This is a genomic window from Duganella sp. P38, assembly GCF_050859475.1.
In the GTDB taxonomy this organism is placed as follows: domain Bacteria; phylum Pseudomonadota; class Gammaproteobacteria; order Burkholderiales; family Burkholderiaceae_D; genus Rugamonas.
On record NZ_CP193936.1, the window covers coordinates 5,117,585 to 5,136,592 of the forward strand.

Here is a 19,008-nt window from a genome sequence, read left to right on the forward strand (position 1 = left end):
TTACTCGACGTCAATTACTTGGCCGGTTCGATGGTCACATGGCCCTCGATACCGCTGCCCTGCCCGGCTTCGGCCTCGATCAGCACATTCAGTTCGCGCTTGCCGGCACCGGCCGGCAGCACGACATCCAGCGGCCCCTCGGCATAGCTATCCTTCTTGCCGATCAGCTTACCGTTAAGCCAGATTTCCGCCTTGCCCTTGATGGCCCCGAAGCGGATCAGGCCATTGCCGTCGGCCAGGTTCTTGCGCGGCGTGAAGCTGGAACGGTACAGATGGTACTTGCTGCCGGCGGCCGCGCGCATCGGCGGCGAGCCCCAGCCCCAGGTATTCATGTCAAAGCCGGCCAGCTTCTGGTTCGGGTCCGGGCGCGTATCGCCGTCCGGCGCGATGCGCCAGTTGCGCACGAAGGTCAGCGGCGCGTCGGCCAGTTCCACATACGGCACGGCGGCGACGCGCCTGACCGGAATGGTCACGCGCGCGGCCTTCAGGCCGGCGGCGGTGGCGCTGACGGTGATGTCGTCGCCGGCCTCGTAGTTGGTCTGCACGATCAGCTGGGCCAGGCCGTTGAACAGGCGACGCGTCGCGCCCTTCTCGTCCTCGTGCGAATTCGGATCGCCATTGCCATGGCCGATGGAATGGCCGCCGCCCGACACCGCAAACGTCACCTCGTTCTGCGCCAGCGGCACGGCGCGGCCCTGCGCGTCCAGCGCGCGCACCGTGATCGGCAGCGCGTCGAAGCCGTCGCCGGCCAGCTGCGCGCGGTCCGGCGCCAGTTCCAGCGACACCGCCTCGCCGGTGGTTTCCACCGCCGTGCGCACCACTTCCCTGCCGCCCTTGTAGCCAACGGCTTCCAGCTTGCCCGGCTCGAAGACGACGTTGAAGTTGTTCATGCGGTAGGGGTCGGCCTTTTGCTCGCTCAGTTCGCGGCCATTGAGCAACAGCTTGATTCTCTCCACGTTGGTCATCACCATCACGCGCACGTTCTCGCCCTGCTTCCAGTTCCAGTGCGGCGCGATGTGGATCAGCGGCTTGTCCTTGATCCACTGCACCTGGTGGATGTAGTACGCGGTCTTGGCAAAGCCGTTCAGGTCCATGATGCCGAACACCGAGCTGACCGACGGCCAGTCGTTCGGCGTCGGCTCGCCGCGGTAGTCGAAACCGGTCCAGACAAAACCGCCGGCCACGAACGGACGCGTATCGATGGCCTGCCAGGCGTCGCGGTGGGTGTTGCCCCATTGCGCGGCGTCGTCGTCATAGCTGGCGATCAGGTTCTTCTCTTTCACGGTCTTGTACTCGCCGCGCGTCATGAAGGCCGAGGTGTCCTCGGAACTGGTGAACGGCTTGTTCGGATAGGCCTTGTGATAGCGGTCGTAGTCGGGCACCTGGTAGTTGGAACCCACCACGTCCACCGCGTGCGACACATTCAGCTCGGTGAAGAAGCCGCCGTTCATCGCGGCGGTGACCGGACGCGTATCGTCCAGCGCCTTCACGGCGGCGGTCATGCGGCGCACCATCTCGTAGCCGACTTCGCTAGCCTGCACCGGCTCCTCGTTGAACACCGACCACAGGACGATGCCCGGATGGTGACGGTCACGCTTGACCATCCACTCCAGCTGCTTCATGTAGTCCGGCGAGGGATTGAAGTTGCGGTTTTCGTCCATGACGACAAAGCCCATGCGGTCCACCATGTCCAGCACCTCGGACGCCACCGCGTTGTGCGAGAAGCGGATGGCGTTGACGCCCATTTCCTTCAAACGGCGCAGGCGATATTCCCAGATCGACAGCGGCACGGCCACGCCGACGCCGGCGTGGTCCTGGTGGATGCACACGCCTTGCAGCTTGACGTGCACGCCGTTGAGGAAGAAGCCCTTGGCGGCGTCAAAATGAATGGTGCGGAAGCCGGTGTTCAGGGCAGTCTCGTCCACCACCTTGCCGGCTTGCAGAACGCGCGTGGTCACGCGATACAGATTGGTCTTCTCGATAGACCACAGGGCCGGATCGTTGACCGTCACCGGCAGCTTGACGGCGCTGGTGGCCAGCACGCCCACGCGCGCCGACTCGATACGCCTGGCGACCTGCTTGCCCGACGGGTCGTACACGGTGACTTCCACCTGCACATCGCCGGCGGTCTTGCCGCTGTTATTCAGCGTGACTTCGACCGGGATGCTCCACTGCTTGCCCTTGACCTGGCGCGGCGTGGCGTGCACGCCGTCGGTGACGACGTGCAGCGGGCTGCGTTTCACCAGCCAGCTGTGGCGATAGATGCCGGCGCCCTCATACCACCAGCCTTCCATCGCTTCGGCGTCGACGCGGATGGCGATGGTGTTCAGCGAGTCGCCGTAGCGCAGGAACGGCGTGATGTCGATGTAGCTGGCGTTGTAGCCGGACCAGTTGCGGTTGACCACATTGCCGTTGACCCAAACGGTGGCGTGGGTGGCGATGGCGTCGAACTGCAACTCAAAATGCTTGCCGCGATCGGCCGGGTCGACCTTCAGGTAGCGGCGATACCAGCCGATGCCACGCGGGCGATAGCCCTGCGACACATTGGCCTTCGGATCGAACGGGCCCTCGACGGCCCAGTCGTGCGGCAGGTTGAGACGGCGCCAGTCGGAGTCGTCGTATTCGTTGCCGGCGGCGCCGCCGGCGTTGCCGGCCTTGGCGTTGCTATAGGACTCCTCGTGGCCGACGATCGGCGGCTCGACGATGTCGCCCTGGTGGAACAGCCAGCCGCGGTCAAGCGACAGGCGCTCGCGCGGCGCGTTAGTCGCTGCGCCGGCGCTGACGCAGGCCAGCATGAGCAGGATGGTGGCGAATGCCCGTATTTTCAAATCAGTCTCCCCTGATAAAAAAACGGAGCAGCGCCATCACGCACCGCTCCGCAAAACCACGATAAAAACTGTTACGCGCTTACAGCTTGAACGACAGGCCCAGGTTGTAGCGGCGGCCGAACTCGGTCACCTCTTGCTGCAGCGGGTTGTTGGCACTGGTGTAGACAGCCTTCTGATTGGTCAGGTTGTCGATACCGAAGCGCAGCTGGATATTAGGCGTCAGTTGCTTGGCCAGGTTCAGCGTCACATAGGTTTCCGCATCGTTGACCAGCAACTGGCCGGCGCTCCACGTCGGGTTGCGCACAAACTCGCTGTGGTAGTTGGCCGACAGTCGCGCTTCATATCCGGCTTTTTCGTACCACAGGGTCACGCCGCCGTTGTGCTTCATCAGGCCTTCAACCGGGAACGGATTCTTGACCGGCACCTGCTCGCGGATCGAGCTATTGGTGTAAGCGTAGTTGCTGGCGATGCCCAGGCCGTCGAACGGCGCCGGCAGCGAAGTGAATTGCTGCTGGTAGGCCAGTTCCAGGCCACGGATGTTGCCGCCCTCGCCGTTGACCGAACGGGTGATGTTCTCGCTCTGGGTGATGGCGATGTAACGCTGCACCTGTTTGTAGAACACGCCCGCCGACAGCAGCGAACCTTTGGCGAAGTACCACTGGTAGGCCAGGTCCAGCTGGTTGGCCATCATCGGCTTCAGGTCAGGATTGCCGGCGCTGCCGGTCTGCGGCTGGCCGGTGCCGGCCAGGCTCAGGTTACGCGAGGCGCGCAGTTCGTCCAGCGGTGGGCGCGACATGGCGCGCGCCAGGCTGAAACGCACCTGATGTTCCTGCGCTTCGTCCATATTGAAGATCAGGTTCAGGCTAGGCAGGATCTCGGTGTACGAGGTGCCGCCTTCGACCGCCGTTGGCGTGCCGCCGCCGATCGACTCCATGCCGTAGCTGTCGGTCTTGGTGTGCACCACGCGGACGCCGACGTTACCACGATAGGTTTTGCCGAAGGCTTCGCCATCGAGGTCGCCCTGCACGTAGGCCGAGGTGCTGCGCTCCTTGACCTTCCAGCCGGCCAGCAGATCGTTAAAGGTCTGCGTACGGCCGGTCGGGTTGGTGGCGTTGGCGCCGTAAATCGACGAGATGGTGCCGTCGAAGTCTTTCAGCGCAATGTAGGCCGGGAAGCCGTCTACCTTCACGGTCTCGAAGGCCGATTGTGGAATCGCCTGCGAACCCATATCCCAGGTGGTCTGGCGGAAGCTCTTCTCGCGGTCGGTGGCGCGGATGCCGATCTTCAGGCGGCTGACGATGCTGTTATCGATCGGGCGCGCGGCGCTGACCGAGACGGCGTTCAGCAGATCTTTCACGTGGCCGTCGGTGTCGACGTACAGCGTGGCGTTGCTGAAGTTGGCCGGATTGCCGGTGTCCATGCCGAAGCTATAGGACTGGTTTTCGTTGCCGGTGAAGTTCCAGGTGGTCTTGGTATAGTCGTTGCTCCACTGGCGCACGTCGACCCACTGGCTGCTGCGCAGCGCGTGGGAGGTCGACAGGTCGGTTTCAACTTTCCAGTCGCCGGCGGTGAACTTGCCGTTCAGGCCCGAAGCGGCAACGGAGGCGTCCTGCTTCCAGCGCGAGTGGTTGTTGACTACCTTGGTCCAGTCGGCGGTAGCGCCGGCGACGTAGCCGTCAATCAGGTTGACGTTGGTGTAGTTGCCGAAATTGGCCAGACCCTCGGTCCAGTGCTGCAGCTGGTCCTCATCGATCTTGGTCTGCGCGTAGTAAGTGTCGGCGGTAATCAGCACATCGCTGTTCGGCTTCCACTCAACCTTGCCCAGCACGCTGCTGCGCTTGTTGTCGCCGCGGCGCACGTCGTCCTGGAAGCCCCAGGGCGTGCGGTTGGTGGCGGCGCTTTCGTCAAAGCCCCAGTGGCGCACGTTCTTCTGCACCGACGGCTGATCCTGATAGCTGAAGGCGATGGCCGCGCCCAGCGTCTTGTTCAGGAACTGGTCGATGTAGATGCCGCCCACGCGCGGCGCGGTTTTGTCGGCGCCCGGGATGTCTTTCGAGATCGGATAGTACAGCGCATCGGCTTTCAGGTTGATCTGACGGCCGTTGTAGCGCAGTGGCGAAACGGTTTGCAGGTCGATGGTGGTGGCAACGCCGCCCTCCACCAGCTCGGCGTTCTGCGTTTTGTACACGGTAGCGCCGCTGATCGACTCCGACGGGAACTGCTCGAAACGCACGGCGCGGTTAGGCTCCGACGATGCCAGCTCGCGGCCGTTCAGGGTGGCGCCGATGAAGCGTGGGCCCATGCCACGCGCGACGATCTGCGAGGCGTTGCCGCGATCCAGGCCGGACGACAGGCCAGGCAGGCGCGCCAGCGATTCGGCGATGGTGGTGTCAGGCAGTTTGCCGATGTCTTCCGACGATACGACTTCCACGATGCTGTTCGACGCTTCCTTCGCCGCCAGCGCATTGCGCACAGAGGCGCGGATACCGGTCACGTTCACTTGCTGAATTTCGCCGGTAGCTGCCGGTGCGGCTGCGGCCTCCTGCGCGAATGCTTCCTGGACCAGAAGCGGCGAAGTGAAGAGCGTGGCAATCAGCCAGCTCACTTTTTTCTGTTTCATTGTGCATCTCCAGTGTTTGTATTTTGTCCCGTCTCTGGTGAGGATGTGGACGGATAGACTGGATGCTAACTGAAACGTTTATTTTCAAACCAATAGATTATTTCGCGCGCGGCATACCAAGTTCGTATATCAGATCTGCGCCGGCGGCTGATAATTAGGATAGATGCTGGCCGCCGCGTCGCGCAGCGCGATCAGCATGGCGTCGGCGCCCGGCGAGAGCTGGTGTCGCTTGCGCGTCACAATGCCGAACGAATCCATGCTGACGCCGAGGTCGAACGGCAGCGTCTTCAGCAGGCCGGCGTCCAGGTAGGGCTGGACCGCCTCGGCCGGCAGCGCGACGATCATGTCGTTGTTGAGCAGCAGGCTGGCCACCACCGGCATGTCCAGCGTCTCGACGGTTTCGACCGGCTGCTCCAGGCCGTGCGACAGAAACAGCGCGGTCAGGCGGTCGCGCAGGATGGAGCCAGCCGGCGGCAAGATCCAGCACTGGTCCATCAGGTCTTCCAGCTTGAGGTCGGCGCGCGACATCAGCGGATGGCTGGCGCGCGCGATCAGCAGATGCGGCTCGTCGGTCAGCGGTTCGAAATTCAGTTCGTCGGCGGCCTCGGTGTCGAGGATGCGGCCGACCACCAGGTCCAGCTCGCCGCCGCGCAGGCGCTCGACCAGCACCTTGCTGGTCGACATGGTCACCGCCACGTGCACGCGCGCATGCCGTTCTTTCAACAGATTGATCGCCTTCGGCACCAGGCCGGTGGCGGGCGCCAGCACCGTGCCCAGGCCGACGCGCCCGCGCAGGCCCGACAGCAGCTCCATCACCTCCTGGTGCGCCGCGTCCATCTCGGCCAGCGCCGCGCCGGCGCGGCGGATCAGCACCTTGCCGTACCAGGTCGGCGCCACGCCGCGCGACAGGCGCTCGAACAGCTGCACGCCGAGCGCGTGTTCCAGCTCGCCCAATAATTTGGACGCGCCGGGTTGCGTCAGGTTGGCGGCTTGCGCCGCGTGCGCGATGGAACCATGCCGGCCCAGTTCGACCAGCAGAACCAGATGGCGCGTTTTCAGGTGGGAACGAACGAAGCGGTCCGAGCGGGAATCAGTCATATTGGTTTCAGTTTGATTGCCCATCATAAATGGGGGCTGAACCATCGTCAATCACCGCTACGCATGTGCGCGCCCTGTGGAAGCGCTACCGCTATCAATAAACAAGCCATCTTCCACACCGGGCGCCAGGCCGCGCGCCAGATCCGGCGGCAAGCCGTACAAGCCGCCCTGCGCACCCAGCACCAGCAGCTGCCGCATGCCGTCGCCGCCGAAGGCCACCGACGCCGCCGCCTCGCGCGCCAGCGCGATACGCTGCAACAGGCGGCCGTCGCGTTCGTACTGCACCAGCACGCCATCCTGCACGCTCCAGACGTTGCCCACGCTGTCGACGATGGCGGCGCCGGCGCCCGGCCCTGCCAGTTCAGTAAACGTTTTCGTATTGCTTACCTTGCCGCGCTCGGCATCGTAGTCGCATCGCATCAAGTCGCCACGCGTGGCGTCGGCGAAATACAGCTGGCGGCCGTCGGGGCTAAAGGCGATGCTGGCCGCTTTCACCACCGCCGGCAGCGCCAGCCGGCGCAACCCATGGCGCTGCGAATACTGGTAGAAGCTGCCGATCGGCCGCTGGTCCGTGGCGGTGTTGGCGGTGCCGAAGACGAAGTTGCCGTGGCGGTCGGCGCAGCCGTCGCTGATGCTGGTGCGCGGCTCGGCGGCGTCGATGGTCAGCAGCACCTGCGCCTGCAACGGCCGGCTCGGCTGTCCAGGCGGCGGCAGGTCCAGCAGGCCGAGCCGTTTGCCCAGTCCCAGCAACAGCCGGCCGGAACTGCAGCAGGCGATGGCGCACGCGCGTTCCTGCAAGCGCAAGCCGCTGGGCATGGCAGGCGGCGCCGGCCAGGCATACAACTGGCTGCCGATCGGGTCAGGCCAACGCCAGCATTGCCTTTCAGCATCCCAACGCAGCGCGCAACCGGCCTGCCCGACCCGGACCAGCAGGATGCCGGGCGTGGAAGCGACTGCGGTGGCTACATTCATAGAAGTTTCGGGAACAGTTGTCGACCTGAAAAGTCTAAGGGAAGGTGCCATGCTGCAGCTATGAATAAAGCGCCGGCATCCATGCTGATATCGGATAGCAGCCACGGTTGTCGTTGGTGCGGGGTTGGGTGATTGGCGTGCAGGCTGTGCCATTGGCTGTGCAGCGGTGCGGAATTGCGTGTGCAGGCCACGTCAGTGCCGGCGAGGCCACCTCATTTCCTGCACCGCACACGTCATTCCCTGAGAGGCTACGTCTACCTGCGCCGACCACGTCATCGCCTGAGAGGCCACGTCTACCTGCGCCGCCCACGTCAGTGCCTGAGAGCCCACGTCATTGCCGCGTAGGCGGCAATCCATAGGGCGCGGATTGAGTCCGCGCAGCATGGGTTCCCGCCTGCGCGGGAACGACGGGGAGAGGTATCTGATAATGATATGGCTCCTTGCGAATTAATCATATTTCCAGTCTAGCGACCGGCCTTAGACTGAGCGCTGTTCCCCGAACTCCATCCTGACCTGATCTCTATGAAAATCACAAAACTGACGACCTACCGTGTTCCACCGCGCTGGATGCTGCTGAAAATCGAAACCGATGAAGGCGTCGTCGGCTGGGGCGAGCCGGTCATCGAAGGCCGCGCCCGCACCGTGGAAACGGCGGTCCAGGAAATGGAGCCGTATCTGATCGGCCAGGACCCGGCGCGCATCAACGACCTGTGGCAAACCATGTACCGCGCCGGCTTCTACCGTGGCGGCGCCATCCTGATGAGCGCGATCGCCGGCATCGACCAGGCGCTGTGGGACATCAAGGGCAAGGTGCTGGGCAAGCCGGTGTACGAACTGCTGGGCGGCCTGGTGCGCGACCGCATGAAGATGTACAGCTGGGTCGGCGGCGACCGTCCATCGGACATCATCGAACAAATCCGCACGCTGCAAAAAGGCGGCTTCAACACCTTCAAGATGAACGGCACCGAGGAACTGGGCATGCTGGACACCTCGGCCAAGGTCGATGAGGCGGTGGCGCGCGTGGCCGAGATCCGCGCAGCGTTCGGCACCACCATCGAGTTCGGCCTGGACTTCCACGGCCGCGTGGCCGCGCCGATGGCCAAGTCGCTGTTGCGCGAACTGGAACAATTCCGCCCGCTGTTCGTCGAGGAGCCGGTACTGGCCGAGCAGGCGGAATACTACCCGCGCCTGGCCGAGATGACCTCCATCCCGCTGGCGGCCGGCGAGCGCATGTACTCGCGCTTCGAATTCAAGAACGTGTTCGCGGCCGGCGGCCTGTCGATCGTGCAGCCAGACCTGTCGCACGCCGGCGGCATCACCGAATGCCTGAAGATCGCCTCGATGGCCGAAGCCTACGACATCACGCTGGCGCCGCACTGCCCGCTGGGCCCGGTCGCGCTGGCCGCCTGCCTGCAAGTGGACTTCGTGTCGTACAACGCCGTGCTGCAGGAGCAGAGCATGGGCATCCACTACAACAAGGGCGGCGAGCTGCTGGACTACGTCATCAACAAGGAAGACTTCAAGATCATCGACGGCTATTGCAAGCCGCTGCCGAAGCCTGGCCTGGGCGTGGAAGTGGACGAGGCGCGCGTGATCGAGGCCAGCAAGAATGCGCCGGACTGGCGCAACCCGGTGTGGCGCCACGAAGACGGCAGCGTCGCCGAGTGGTGATCCCGCAGCACCGCAGCACTTCTTAATCCGCACCACCCTGCGGCGGCCCGTCACCGGCCGCCGCGATCCCCCACACGCGGCTGGCGACATAGGTCGCGCCATCGCGCGTTTTCAGCAGATCACCGAATATCGCCCGCAAAGCGCGGCCGTCCGGCGTCGGCCGCATCACCGCCACCTGCGCGCGCGACCAGTCCAGCACTTGCGCGCCGACCGGATGCCGCTCGGCGTGATAACTATCCAGCAGTCCTGACGGCGCCTCGCCGCGTAGCGTGGCCGCCAGCTTCCAGCCCAGGTTGACGGCGTCGCCGATGCCGAGGTTCAGCCCCTGCCCGCCCAGTGGCGAATGGATATGCGCCGCGTCGCCGGCCAGCAGGATACGGCCGTTGCGATAGCAGGTAGCCTGGCGCGCGCGATCGGTCCACGTGGTGGCGATATGCAGCGCGCCCAGCGTGACACCGGTTTGCGAGACGCGCCGCAGCACCGCCTGCGCATGCTCGCGCGTGACCGGCTGGCCGCTCTGGTGAAACGCGCCGCCGTCGAAATCCTGCACGGCGAAGTAGCCGGGCTGCGACTGGAAATACATGCCGGCCGGCGTGATATTGCGGCCCGGCCGGAGCTGGCCGGGATCGGCAATATCGACCTGCATCGTGTAGCCGGTGAACTCCGGCTCCGTGCCGGCGAATGCGAACCCGCCGGCCTTGCGCACCGCGCTGCGCGCGCCGTCGCAGCCCACCAGCCAGCGGCCGGCAAACGCGCGCTGGCCGGCGCGCACCGAGACGCCCGCCGCGTCCTGCGCCACGCCGTCCACAGCGACGCCGCGTAGCAGCTCCACGCCCAGCGACAAGGCGCGGCGGGTAAGCACGGCTTCGATCTCGGCCAGTTCGGCGATCAGGCTGGCCGGCGACGGCCAAGCTGCCGCATCTATATCGGCGTAATAAAACGGCAGGCCGGCAAAGTGGCCCGCTTGCGTGGGCGCCACATGGCCCAAGGGCTTCCTGGGGCGCTTCGGCACCTCCAGCTGATCGAGCAGTCCGCGCTGCGCGAACGCCGCTATGGTCGGCGCCGTCAGGCCGCGTATGCCAAACGGCAGCTGCTTCAACGGCGAGTGCGGGTCCGCCGCCTTCTCCAGCACCAGCACGGCGCAGCCCTCCCGCGCCATCTCGCACGCCAGAAACAGGCCGACCGGACCGGCGCCTGAAATAATCACATCGTAGATAGTATTCATGCCGCCAGTCTAGGGACGGCGGCGCTGGGCGGCTTGTATAAACGCGACAAACTACGTTCTGCGCCTGCGCGCAAAGACCGCCGGCGTCACGCCGCTGTAGCGCTTGAATTCGCGGCTCAGGTGCGATTGATCGACATAGCCCAGCTCCTGCGCCAACGCCGCCAGGCTGGTCGCGGGCGCGGTCCACAAGCGGTTGCGCGCCTGCTCGAAGCGCATCAGCCCCGCCACGTCCCTGACCGTATGGCCGGACGATTGCTTGAACTTGCGCTCCAGCGTGCGCACCGTCGCATGCGCGGCAGCAGCGACCTCGCTGACCGCCAGCGCGCCGCGCGCCTCCAGCATCGCCATGCCTGCCTTGCGCAGCACCTCGTCGACCGCCGTTCGCCGCGCCTGCGCAAAGTAGCGCGCCACCAGCGCCACGGCGTCCTCGACGCGCCCCGCCGCTATGCACTCGCGCAAGGGCTGCTGCAATTGCGCGACCGGATGCTCGAACAGGCGCACGCCGTCGCCAGCCGGCGCCAGGTCCAGCAGCTCGAACACCGTCCACGGATAACAGCGGACGCCGATCACCTCCAGCGGGCCGTCGACGGTCAGCGCCACCGGCTGGTTGAGCAGCCCCATCAAAAACGGCGAAGGCAGCGACTTGCCGTCCAGATAACAAGCGCCGAAGTGGAAAACGATTTCCGCGTAGCCGTCCGGGATGATCTCGAACCGGGCCTCGGCGACGTCGCGGCGGTTGTACCAGAAGCAACGGATGACGTCGCGCAGCGCCGGCGGCGGCTCAAATTCGCGGTGCTGAACATGCGTTGTAGTCATATCGATACTATTTTCTCTTCTTTTTGATGTTTCACAAGCTTGCATGCCTTGAAATGGGCAAAGGTCGTCCCTATAATTGGCACTCGTTAGGGATGAGTGCTAACAGCTCGCCCAACTACCAACATACTGTACCATTGCTAAAAAATTAAGGAGTTTTGTATGAACCTTCGCCCTTTGAACGATCGCGTAATCGTCAAACGCCTCGACCAGGAAACCAAAACTGCGTCCGGCCTGATCATCCCTGATGCGGCCGCTGAAAAACCAGACCAAGGCGAAGTCCTGGCGGTTGGCAATGGCAAGATCCTGGACGACGGCAAAGTGCGTCCTCTGGATGTCAAAGTAGGCGACCGCGTCCTGTTCGGCAAATACGCCGGCCAGACCGTCAAGATCGACGGCCAGGAACTGATGGTCATGCGCGAAGAAGACATCATGGCGATCGTCACCAAGTAATCCTTGGTCCACTGATCCCACCTAACACCTCAAGGAGTAATAAACATGGCAGCTAAAGAAGTTATCTTCGGCGACGCAGCGCGCGCCAAAATGGTTGAAGGCGTGAACGTACTGGCCAACGCCGTTAAAGTCACCCTGGGCCCGAAAGGCCGCAACGTTGTGCTGGAACGTTCGTTCGGCGCCCCTACCGTCACCAAGGACGGCGTATCGGTTGCTAAAGAAGTCGAGCTGAAAGACAAGCTGCAGAACATGGGCGCGCAAATGGTCAAGGAAGTTGCTTCCCGCACCAGCGACAACGCCGGCGACGGCACCACCACCGCGACCGTGCTGGCCCAGGCCATCGTGCGCGAAGGCATGAAGTTCGTAGCCGCCGGCATGAACCCGATGGACCTGAAGCGCGGCATCGACAAAGCCGTGGCAGCGACCGTTGAAGAACTGAAAAAAATCGCCAAGCCAACCACCACCTCGAAAGAAATCGCCCAGGTCGGCGCGATCTCGGCCAACTCGGATTCGTCGATCGGCGAGCGCATCGCTGAAGCGATGGAAAAAGTCGGCAAGGAAGGCGTCATCACCGTGGAAGACGGCAAGTCGCTGAACGACGAGCTGGACATCGTTGAAGGTATGCAGTTCGACCGCGGCTACCTGTCGCCATACTTCATCAACAACCAGGACAAACAAGTTGCCGCTCTGGACAACCCGTTCGTTCTGCTGTGCGACAAAAAAATCTCGAACATCCGCGACCTGCTGCCTATCCTGGAACAGATCGCCAAATCGGGCCGCCCACTGCTGATCATCGCCGAAGACATCGAAGGCGAAGCGCTGGCGACCCTGGTGGTCAACAACATCCGCGGCATCCTGAAAACCGTTGCAGTGAAAGCCCCAGGCTTCGGCGACCGTCGTAAAGCCATGCTGGAAGACATCGCCATCCTGACCGGCGGCCAGGTGGTTGCTGAAGAAGTCGGCCTGACCCTGGAAAAAGTCACCCTGGAAGAGCTGGGCCAAGCCAAGCGCATCGAAGTGGGCAAGGAAAACACCATCGTGATCGATGGCGCCGGCCAGGCCGCCAACATCGAAGCCCGCGTCAAGCAAATCCGCGTGCAGATCGAAGAAGCAACCTCGGACTACGACCGTGAAAAACTGCAAGAGCGCGTGGCCAAGCTGGCCGGCGGTGTTGCCGTGATCAAAGTCGGTGCTGCCACCGAAGTTGAAATGAAAGAGAAAAAGCACGTGTTGAAGACGCACTGCACGCTACCCGCGCTGCCGTGGAAGAAGGCATCGTGCCAGGCGGCGGCGTTGCCCTGCTGCGCGCCCGCGCGCAAGTACAAGGCCTGAAAGGCGACAACGCCGACCAGGACGCTGGTATCAAGATCGTGCTGCGCGCGATGGAAGAGCCACTGCGCATGATCGTGCAAAACGCCGGCGAAGAATCGTCGGTGGTGGTTGCCGCCGTGCTGGCCGGCTCGGGTAACTACGGTTACAACGCCGCCAACGGCACCTACGGCGACATGGTGGAAATGGGCGTGCTGGACCCAGCCAAGGTAACCCGTTCGGCGCTGCAAAACGCCGCGTCGATCGCTGGCCTGATGCTGACCACCGACTGCATGGTGGCTGAAGTCGTAGAAGACAAACCAGCCGGCGGCATGGGCGGTATGGGTGGCATGGGCGGCATGGGCGGCATGGACGGCATGATGTAATACTGCCGGCCGGCTGACGTAGCCTGCTGTTGAAAAGCCCACGCGGACTGCGGTCTGCGTGGGCTTTTTTCTTGTCTGTTACACTGGCGGGCATGAAATTACTTGCCCTGCTTCTCGCCTCCGCCCCTGCCTTCGCGCAGGACCTGCCTCCCGTCCTCCATGCCGACAGTCTGCCGGTGATTACCGCCGCGCCCGGCGTCACGCTGCGCGAACTCAGCGGCCGCACCGCGCCCGACGGCGCCCGCAGCGACAAGGTCAGCGTCGCCCTGTTCCGGCTGGAAGCGGGCAAGGCCAGTCCGTGGAGCCACAACAAGCTGGGCGAGGAATCGTTCTTCGTCCTCAGCGGCGAGGGCGAAGTCTGGACCGACGGCAAGGCGCAGCCGGTCAAGGCAGGTTCCTACATCGTCATCCAGGCCAGCACCGTGCGCTCGATCCGCGCCAGCAAAGGCGTGCCGCTGGAGTTCTACGCCATCACCGCGCCGGCGTGGAGCAAGGACGATGACGTGCTAACCACCGCCCCCGCAGGCGCCCCCAAGTAATGACACTGCCGTCATCGACTGCGGCGCAAGCGGACGACGCCACCGCGCCGAGCCGGCGGCGCGCGCTGCTCGCAGCCAGCGGCGCGCATGCGGTGCATGACGGCCTTACCGATCTGATCTATGTCTTGCTGCCGGTCTGGCAGGCACAGTTCGCCATCAGCTATGCGATGATCGGCTTGTTGCGCGCCGCGTATTCGGGCGTGATGGCGGGCTTTCAGCTGCTGGCCAGCCGGCTGGCGCGGCGCTGGGGCCGCGAACGCATGCTGATCGGCGGCACCGCGCTGGCCGGCGTGGCCTACCTGATCGCCGGCATGGCTGGCGGCCTGCCGCTGCTGCTGATCGCGCTGATGCTCGGCGGCCTCGGCGCCAGCACCCAGCATCCGCTGGCGTCGTCGCTGGTGGCGGACGCGTACGAGGCCGGCGGCGGCGTCAAGCAGGCGCTGTCGCAGTACAACTTTGCCGGCGATATCGGCAAGACCCTGATTCCCGGCGCGGTCGGCTTGCTGGTGGTGGTGGTCAGCTGGCAGACCAGCGTCATGCTGATCGGCTTGCTCGGCCTGGCTGCGGCGGCGCTGCTGTGGTGGCTGTTGCCGTCGCGCGCCACGGCCGGCCGCGCCAAGGCCGCGCGCGTGAGCGGCGGCAACGGCTCCATCGGCGGCCTGCGCGCGCTGCTGGCTACCGGCACGCTGGACAGCGCGGTGCGCATGGGCTTCCTGACGTTTCTGCCCTTCCTGTTGAAGAACAAGGGCGCCGGCACGGCCGGCATCGGCGTCGCCTTGTCGCTGCTGTTCGTCGGCGGCGCGTTTGGCAAGCTGTTCTGCGGCTATCTGGGCGCGCGCGTCGGCATGATGAAGACCGTGTGGGCGACCGAGTCGCTGACCTCGCTGTGCATCCTGCTGGCGGTATGGCTGCCGCTGAGCGGCGTGATGCTGATGCTGCCGCTGCTCGGACTGGCATTGAACGGCACTTCGTCGGTGCTGTACGGCGTGGTGCCGGAACTGGCGGCGGCGGGCAGGCACGAGCAGGCGTTCGCGTGGTTTTATACCGGCACCATCGGCGCCGGCGCGCTGTCGCCGGTGCTGTTCGGGCGCCTCGGCGATGTGCTGGGCGTGCCGGTGGCGCTGTGCGCGCTGGCGGCGCTGCTGTTGCTGACGCTGCCGCTATCGTGGCGCGTGCAAAAGGCGCTTGTGGGCTAGAATCTGTGTTCCCATGGACTTCATCAGGAGTGCAACATGGAAACACAAGAATTGCATCGCGGTCGCCTGATCGACCATCTGCAACTGGTCGTGCGCGACCTGGCTGCCTCGCAAACGTTTTATACCGCCGTGCTGGAGGTGCTGGACATTCCGCTCGGCGGCACCGGCGACACCTACTTCTGGGCCGACGAGCTATTCGTCTCCACCGCCGACAGCGAGGCGGCGCTGGGGCAGCTGACCGGCCGTCACCACCTGGCTTTCCAGGCCAGGGACCGCGCCACCGTGGAGGCGTTTCACAAGGCCGCATTGGCCGCCGGCGGCAAGGACAACGGCGCGCCGGGCGAGCGTCCCTACCACCCGGGCTACTACGCCGCCTTCGTGCTGGACCCGGATGGCAACAACATCGAAGCGGTTTTCCACGGCGACGCCAAACGCAGCGCGCCGTCAGTCCACATTACATTTTAACGGCGAAGTCGCCGCGCAATCCGCTGAAGGATTTCAGCAGGCGTTCTGTGAGAATATCGCCTGCATTTCCGATCTCAACAGCATATCGCTTGAGCGTTTGCTTATCGATCTGATCGAGAGGCTTTTGCTCTTGCGTCTCAATGCCGGCCAAAACGGCCAGCGTAATCGCTCGACTTTCGGCACTCGGAACAGACGAAGGCGCATCAAAAAAAGGCCCCCCCTCATCTCCTCTCTATGATGTATTCCTCTGATAGTGGATTCGCCCGCAGCCTCACGGCGACTAGCTTGAACAAATTGGCAACTGGTGACACTGGAATGACAAGCATCATGCCACGATCTCCGCCGGGGGTACTGCTTCCGGTGTACCACAGCCAGAAGCGCAGGCGATGACCGGAATCAGGCGTCGCGGTACTGGCCTTCGAGTTCTTCGCGGCGCGGCGTGTCGGCGATGTGGAGGATCAGGGTTTCTTTGAGGTCTGCCGGATGCGCAGCGCGATGTTGGGCGAACCAGAAGACTTCGTCCAGGTCGTCGTCCTCGTGCGCGGTGACCTGCACGCGTCGCTCCTCGGGCACTTCTTCGTAGTTGACGGCTTCCAGCGCGGCGTCTTCCAGTGCTTCGCGCCATTGCTCGCTGTCCTGGCCCCACGCCAGCGCGTACAGGCAGCCGGACTCGATCAGCCAGCGGCTGATGTCCCACATCGTCGTCTGCTGCACCTCGGCATCGGCGACGAGAACGGTTTTGAACTGGCGCAGGCCCTCCAGGGCTGGAAGATCTGCGTCCGGGCGAAGGTGAAGATATTTAGGGGCTGGGCTTTGCATGGCGTAACGCTGTTGCTAAAGCCCGCATTTTAGCCGAAGCGCGCGGCCGGCACGCCGGCCACGTCGACCCGCACCGCGAACACGGCGCCGGTCAACGGATGGGCGGCCAGTTGCTCCGGCGTGTTGTCCTCGCTGGCGGTGGTGATGTACAGCGTTTTCAGGTCGGCGCCGCCGAAGGTGCACGAGGCTGGGTTGCGCACCGGCACGTGTATCGTGTCCAGCAGCTCACCGGCCGGCGAATAGCGGCAGACGCGGCTGCCGCCCCACTGCGCGATCCACACGCAGCCTTCGCTGTCGACCGTCATGCCGTCCGGCGAACCCTCGCCTTCGCCGAACTGGCGCCACACGCGCGGCTCGCCCAGCGTGCCGTCGGCGGCCAGCGGATAGGCGTAGGTGCGGCCTTCAAAACTGTCGGTGTGGTACATGGTGGCGCCGTCCAGGCTGAAGGTCGGGCCGTTGCAGATGTGGTAGCCCTCATCGGCCACATGCAGCGTATGGTCCGTCTCCAGGCGGAACAGCTTGCCCACCGCCTGCGCGTAATCGGTGTTGTGCATCGAGCCGGCCCACAGGCGGCCGGTGCGGTCGACCTTGGCGTCGTTCATGCGCAGGCCGCTGCCCTCGGCGAACGGCCGGTGCAGGTACTCGATGCGCAGTTCCGGCTCCAGCCACACGTGGGCGATGCCGTCGCGCAGGCCGGCCATGAAGCCGTCGCCGTCGCGGCGCGCGATCAGCCAGCAGATGAAGTCGGGGAACACCCAGCTGCGGCGCTCGCCGCTCCCGGCCTCGATCGCATGCAGCGTCCGGTTCTTCAGGTCGACAAAGTACAGGCGGTCCTGTTCCGCCACCCACAGCGGGCCTTCGCCCAGTTGCGCGCCCGCTTGCCACAGGCATTGCACGTCATGCTTGCTCATCAGTTCGATCCCGTAGCTCAGGCGGCCAGCGCGCGCCAGGTGTTGACGAAGGCCTCGGCGCGTTCCTTCAGCTGCTCCAGCGTGACGCCCGGCGTGTACAGTGCGCCGCCGATGCCGAAACCGGTGGCGCCGGCCTTCACCCAGTCGGCCATCGTTTCCGGCGAGACGCCGCCCACCGGCCACACCGGCGTCCCGGCCGGCAGCACGCTCTTCAGCGCCTTGACGCCGCCGTGGCCAACCGACTCGGCCGGGAAGATCTTCAGCGCGTGGGCGCCGGCGTCCAGCGCGGCGAACGCCTCGCTCGGCGTGGCCACGCCCGGCGCGCAGTACATGCCGAGATCGGCCGCGCGGCGGATCACCGCCGGCACGCAGTTCGGCGACACCAGCAGGCGGCCGCCGGCCTCGAACACGGCGTCGACATGGCCGACGTTGAGCATGGTGCCGCCGCCGACCAGCGTGTCCGGCAGGTTCAGCTGGACGATGGAGGCGATCGCTTCCAGCGCGCCCGGACGGTTCAGCGGTACTTCCAGCGCGCGGAAGCCGGCCTGGTGCAGCACCTTGGCGACATCGACCGCCTCGGCCGGATTGAGGCCGCGCAGGATGGCGACGAGCGGCGTGGTCGGATGGGATAACGTGGTCATGATCTAGCCCTTCAAGAATTGGGAAACGGCGGTGCAATACACCTGATGTGGGTCGAGCACCGCGCATTGCAAGCCGACATGGCGGGCGGCGATCTCGTAGCGGGCGGCCAGCGCCGGCGAGCCGATGACGGTGATGCCCTGTCCCTCGGCCGCGCGCGCGGCGGCGGCGAACTCGGCGCCGATCAGCAGGCCGCTGATGGTGGCGGCCGCCTGCTCGGGCGGGGCCGAGCGCGACACCACGCCGGCGCGCACGCGGAACAGCGAATTGGTCAGCGGCTCGTTGCGGGCCGCCTGGTCCAGGCCGGCGGCAAAGCCGGCCGCGTCGGCGCTATCGCCGGCCAGCATGGCCGACAGCGTGCCGCCCTTGGACAGCATGGCGAAGAATTCGCCGGTCATATACGTGGCAAACGACTGGATGACGCCGTCGCGCAGCAGCACCCACTTGCTGTGGGTGCCCGGCAGCACGATCCAGCCGTCGCGGTGGCCTTGCGCGACCGCGCCCAGCAGCTGGGTTTCCTCGCCGCGCATGACGTCGGCGCTGGCGCCGTTGCGGTAGACATAGCCGGGCACGATGTAGCCGCGGCCGGCCCATGCCGGATCGCTGACGGCGGCCAGATGGCGCGGCAACTGCTCCAGCGGCACCGCGGCGTCGAGGTAATCGACTTCCTGCCAACCGGAGGCGCTGCCGACCATGCCGGACATGATCACCGGCACGTCGGCCGGCAATTGCATGGCGTCCAGCACGCCGGCCAGCGAGGCGCCGAACTTGTCGCGTCCGCCAACGGCCAGCATGCCCTGGCCGTCCTCATGCTCGGCCAGGCAGGCGCCCGATTGATCTATCAGATAGGCGCGCCGGTTGCTGGTGCCCCAATCTATCCCCAAAATATTCTTGTCCACAGGCGTATCCTTTACTGAGCTGCGTCGATGGTACGGAAAACCGCCCTCAACAGCCAATGAATTATCTGAGCGGAGTAATACCAAAATAATATAGGATAGCCACGTTTTCATGCCAAAACACCAATGAAAACCGCGTAAAAAACGGGCAAAAGTTGCCCCTCAGTTG

The 19,008-nt window shown here is 64.8% G+C and carries 16 protein-coding genes and 1 pseudogene; 6 read left to right on the plus strand and 11 right to left on the minus strand.

Features of this window, described 5'->3' with window-relative positions; translation table 11 throughout:
• Positions 1-14: 14 nt before the first annotated feature.
• From galA to ACRQ5J_RS23860, 4 genes are all read right to left on the minus strand, one after another.
• Positions 15-2,828, minus strand: a complete 2,814-nt coding sequence (gene galA, locus ACRQ5J_RS23845) for a beta-galactosidase GalA (RefSeq protein WP_432380371.1) — start codon at positions 2,826-2,828, stop codon at positions 15-17.
• A 79-nt stretch (positions 2,829-2,907) separates the two neighbouring features.
• Positions 2,908-5,448: a TonB-dependent receptor gene (locus ACRQ5J_RS23850; RefSeq protein WP_432380372.1), complete on the minus strand. Its 2,541-nt coding sequence runs from the start codon at positions 5,446-5,448 to the stop codon at positions 2,908-2,910.
• A gap of 129 nt (positions 5,449-5,577) precedes the next feature.
• Positions 5,578-6,546 carry a LysR substrate-binding domain-containing protein gene (locus ACRQ5J_RS23855; protein ID WP_432380374.1) on the minus strand — a complete coding sequence of 323 codons (969 nt, stop codon included), beginning with the start codon at positions 6,544-6,546 and terminating at the stop codon, positions 5,578-5,580.
• Between the two features lie 57 nt (positions 6,547-6,603).
• The gene (locus tag ACRQ5J_RS23860; RefSeq protein ID WP_432380376.1) at positions 6,604-7,518 is read right to left on the minus strand and encodes an SMP-30/gluconolactonase/LRE family protein; all 915 of its coding nucleotides are present in this window, start codon (positions 7,516-7,518) and stop codon (positions 6,604-6,606) included.
• A 522-nt stretch (positions 7,519-8,040) separates the two neighbouring features.
• On the opposite strand from ACRQ5J_RS23860, the gene dgoD reads away from it, so the two are divergent.
• Positions 8,041-9,189, plus strand: coding sequence for a galactonate dehydratase (dgoD, locus tag ACRQ5J_RS23865; protein ID WP_432380378.1), 1,149 nt, complete (start codon positions 8,041-8,043; stop codon positions 9,187-9,189).
• A gap of 22 nt (positions 9,190-9,211) precedes the next feature.
• Here the strand turns inward: dgoD and ACRQ5J_RS23870 are convergent, their stop codons facing one another.
• Positions 9,212-10,414 carry an FAD-dependent monooxygenase gene (locus ACRQ5J_RS23870; protein ID WP_432380380.1) on the minus strand — a complete coding sequence of 401 codons (1,203 nt, stop codon included), beginning with the start codon at positions 10,412-10,414 and terminating at the stop codon, positions 9,212-9,214.
• A gap of 51 nt (positions 10,415-10,465) precedes the next feature.
• On the minus strand, positions 10,466-11,230 hold the full coding sequence (locus ACRQ5J_RS23875; RefSeq protein WP_432380382.1) for an AraC family transcriptional regulator: 765 nt from the start codon (positions 11,228-11,230) through the stop codon (positions 10,466-10,468).
• 159 nt (positions 11,231-11,389) lie between these two features.
• Between ACRQ5J_RS23875 and groES the strand changes: the two genes are divergently transcribed.
• From groES to ACRQ5J_RS23900, 5 genes and pseudogenes are all read left to right on the plus strand, one after another.
• Positions 11,390-11,680, plus strand: a complete 291-nt coding sequence (gene groES / locus ACRQ5J_RS23880; RefSeq protein WP_161015212.1) for a co-chaperone GroES — start codon at positions 11,390-11,392, stop codon at positions 11,678-11,680.
• A 45-nt stretch (positions 11,681-11,725) separates the two neighbouring features.
• Positions 11,726-13,374, plus strand: a pseudogene (gene groL, locus ACRQ5J_RS23885) (chaperonin GroEL).
• A 92-nt stretch (positions 13,375-13,466) separates the two neighbouring features.
• Positions 13,467-13,913 (plus strand): cupin domain-containing protein, encoded by a 447-nt coding sequence (locus tag ACRQ5J_RS23890; protein ID WP_432380384.1) that lies wholly within the window; start codon positions 13,467-13,469, stop codon positions 13,911-13,913.
• Complete coding sequence (locus ACRQ5J_RS23895; protein ID WP_432380386.1) at positions 13,913-15,109, plus strand: MFS transporter; 1,197 nt, start codon at positions 13,913-13,915, stop codon at positions 15,107-15,109. The genes ACRQ5J_RS23890 and ACRQ5J_RS23895 overlap by 1 nt, the downstream gene beginning before the upstream one ends.
• A gap of 36 nt (positions 15,110-15,145) precedes the next feature.
• Positions 15,146-15,574, plus strand: coding sequence for a VOC family protein (locus ACRQ5J_RS23900; protein WP_432380388.1), 429 nt, complete (start codon positions 15,146-15,148; stop codon positions 15,572-15,574).
• Here the strand turns inward: ACRQ5J_RS23900 and ACRQ5J_RS23905 are convergent.
• The 5 genes from ACRQ5J_RS23905 to ACRQ5J_RS23925 all read right to left on the minus strand — a co-directional run bounded on the left by ACRQ5J_RS23905 (position 15,564) and on the right by ACRQ5J_RS23925 (position 18,842).
• Entirely contained in the window at positions 15,564-15,725 is a 162-nt protein-coding gene (locus tag ACRQ5J_RS23905; protein ID WP_432380390.1) for a hypothetical protein, read from the minus strand. The two genes, ACRQ5J_RS23900 and ACRQ5J_RS23905, sit on opposite strands and share 11 nt — an antisense overlap.
• A 245-nt stretch (positions 15,726-15,970) precedes the next feature.
• The gene (locus ACRQ5J_RS23910; RefSeq protein WP_432380392.1) at positions 15,971-16,393 is read right to left on the minus strand and encodes a DUF7684 family protein; all 423 of its coding nucleotides are present in this window, start codon (positions 16,391-16,393) and stop codon (positions 15,971-15,973) included.
• Positions 16,394-16,422: 29 nt separating this feature from the next.
• Positions 16,423-17,304, minus strand: coding sequence for an SMP-30/gluconolactonase/LRE family protein (locus tag ACRQ5J_RS23915; protein WP_432380394.1), 882 nt, complete (start codon positions 17,302-17,304; stop codon positions 16,423-16,425).
• Between the two features lie 17 nt (positions 17,305-17,321).
• On the minus strand, positions 17,322-17,945 hold the full coding sequence (locus tag ACRQ5J_RS23920; RefSeq protein ID WP_432380395.1) for a 2-dehydro-3-deoxy-6-phosphogalactonate aldolase: 624 nt from the start codon (positions 17,943-17,945) through the stop codon (positions 17,322-17,324).
• A gap of 3 nt (positions 17,946-17,948) precedes the next feature.
• Positions 17,949-18,842 carry a 2-dehydro-3-deoxygalactonokinase gene (locus tag ACRQ5J_RS23925; protein WP_432380397.1) on the minus strand — a complete coding sequence of 298 codons (894 nt, stop codon included), beginning with the start codon at positions 18,840-18,842 and terminating at the stop codon, positions 17,949-17,951.
• Positions 18,843-19,008 lie beyond the last annotated feature (166 nt).

Bases quoted from the DNA above. Each gene is read 5' to 3' on its own strand.
- ACRQ5J_RS23850 (WP_432380372.1), bottom strand. From the start codon at position 5,448: ATGAAACAGAAAAAAGTGAGCTGGCTGATTGCCACGCTCTTCACTTCG.
- ACRQ5J_RS23855 (WP_432380374.1), bottom strand. From the start codon at position 6,546: ATGACTGATTCCCGCTCGGACCGCTTCGTTCGTTCCCACCTGAAAACG.
- ACRQ5J_RS23860 (WP_432380376.1), bottom strand. From the start codon at position 7,518: ATGAATGTAGCCACCGCAGTCGCTTCCACGCCCGGCATCCTGCTGGTC.
- dgoD (WP_432380378.1), top strand. From the start codon at position 8,041: ATGAAAATCACAAAACTGACGACCTACCGTGTTCCACCGCGCTGGATG.
- ACRQ5J_RS23870 (WP_432380380.1), bottom strand. From the start codon at position 10,414: ATGAATACTATCTACGATGTGATTATTTCAGGCGCCGGTCCGGTCGGC.
- ACRQ5J_RS23875 (WP_432380382.1), bottom strand. From the start codon at position 11,230: ATGACTACAACGCATGTTCAGCACCGCGAATTTGAGCCGCCGCCGGCG.
- groES (WP_161015212.1), top strand. From the start codon at position 11,390: ATGAACCTTCGCCCTTTGAACGATCGCGTAATCGTCAAACGCCTCGAC.
- ACRQ5J_RS23890 (WP_432380384.1), top strand. From the start codon at position 13,467: ATGAAATTACTTGCCCTGCTTCTCGCCTCCGCCCCTGCCTTCGCGCAG.
- ACRQ5J_RS23895 (WP_432380386.1), top strand. From the start codon at position 13,913: ATGACACTGCCGTCATCGACTGCGGCGCAAGCGGACGACGCCACCGCG.
- ACRQ5J_RS23900 (WP_432380388.1), top strand. From the start codon at position 15,146: ATGGAAACACAAGAATTGCATCGCGGTCGCCTGATCGACCATCTGCAA.
- ACRQ5J_RS23910 (WP_432380392.1), bottom strand. From the start codon at position 16,393: ATGCAAAGCCCAGCCCCTAAATATCTTCACCTTCGCCCGGACGCAGAT.
- ACRQ5J_RS23915 (WP_432380394.1), bottom strand. From the start codon at position 17,304: ATGAGCAAGCATGACGTGCAATGCCTGTGGCAAGCGGGCGCGCAACTG.
- ACRQ5J_RS23920 (WP_432380395.1), bottom strand. From the start codon at position 17,945: ATGACCACGTTATCCCATCCGACCACGCCGCTCGTCGCCATCCTGCGC.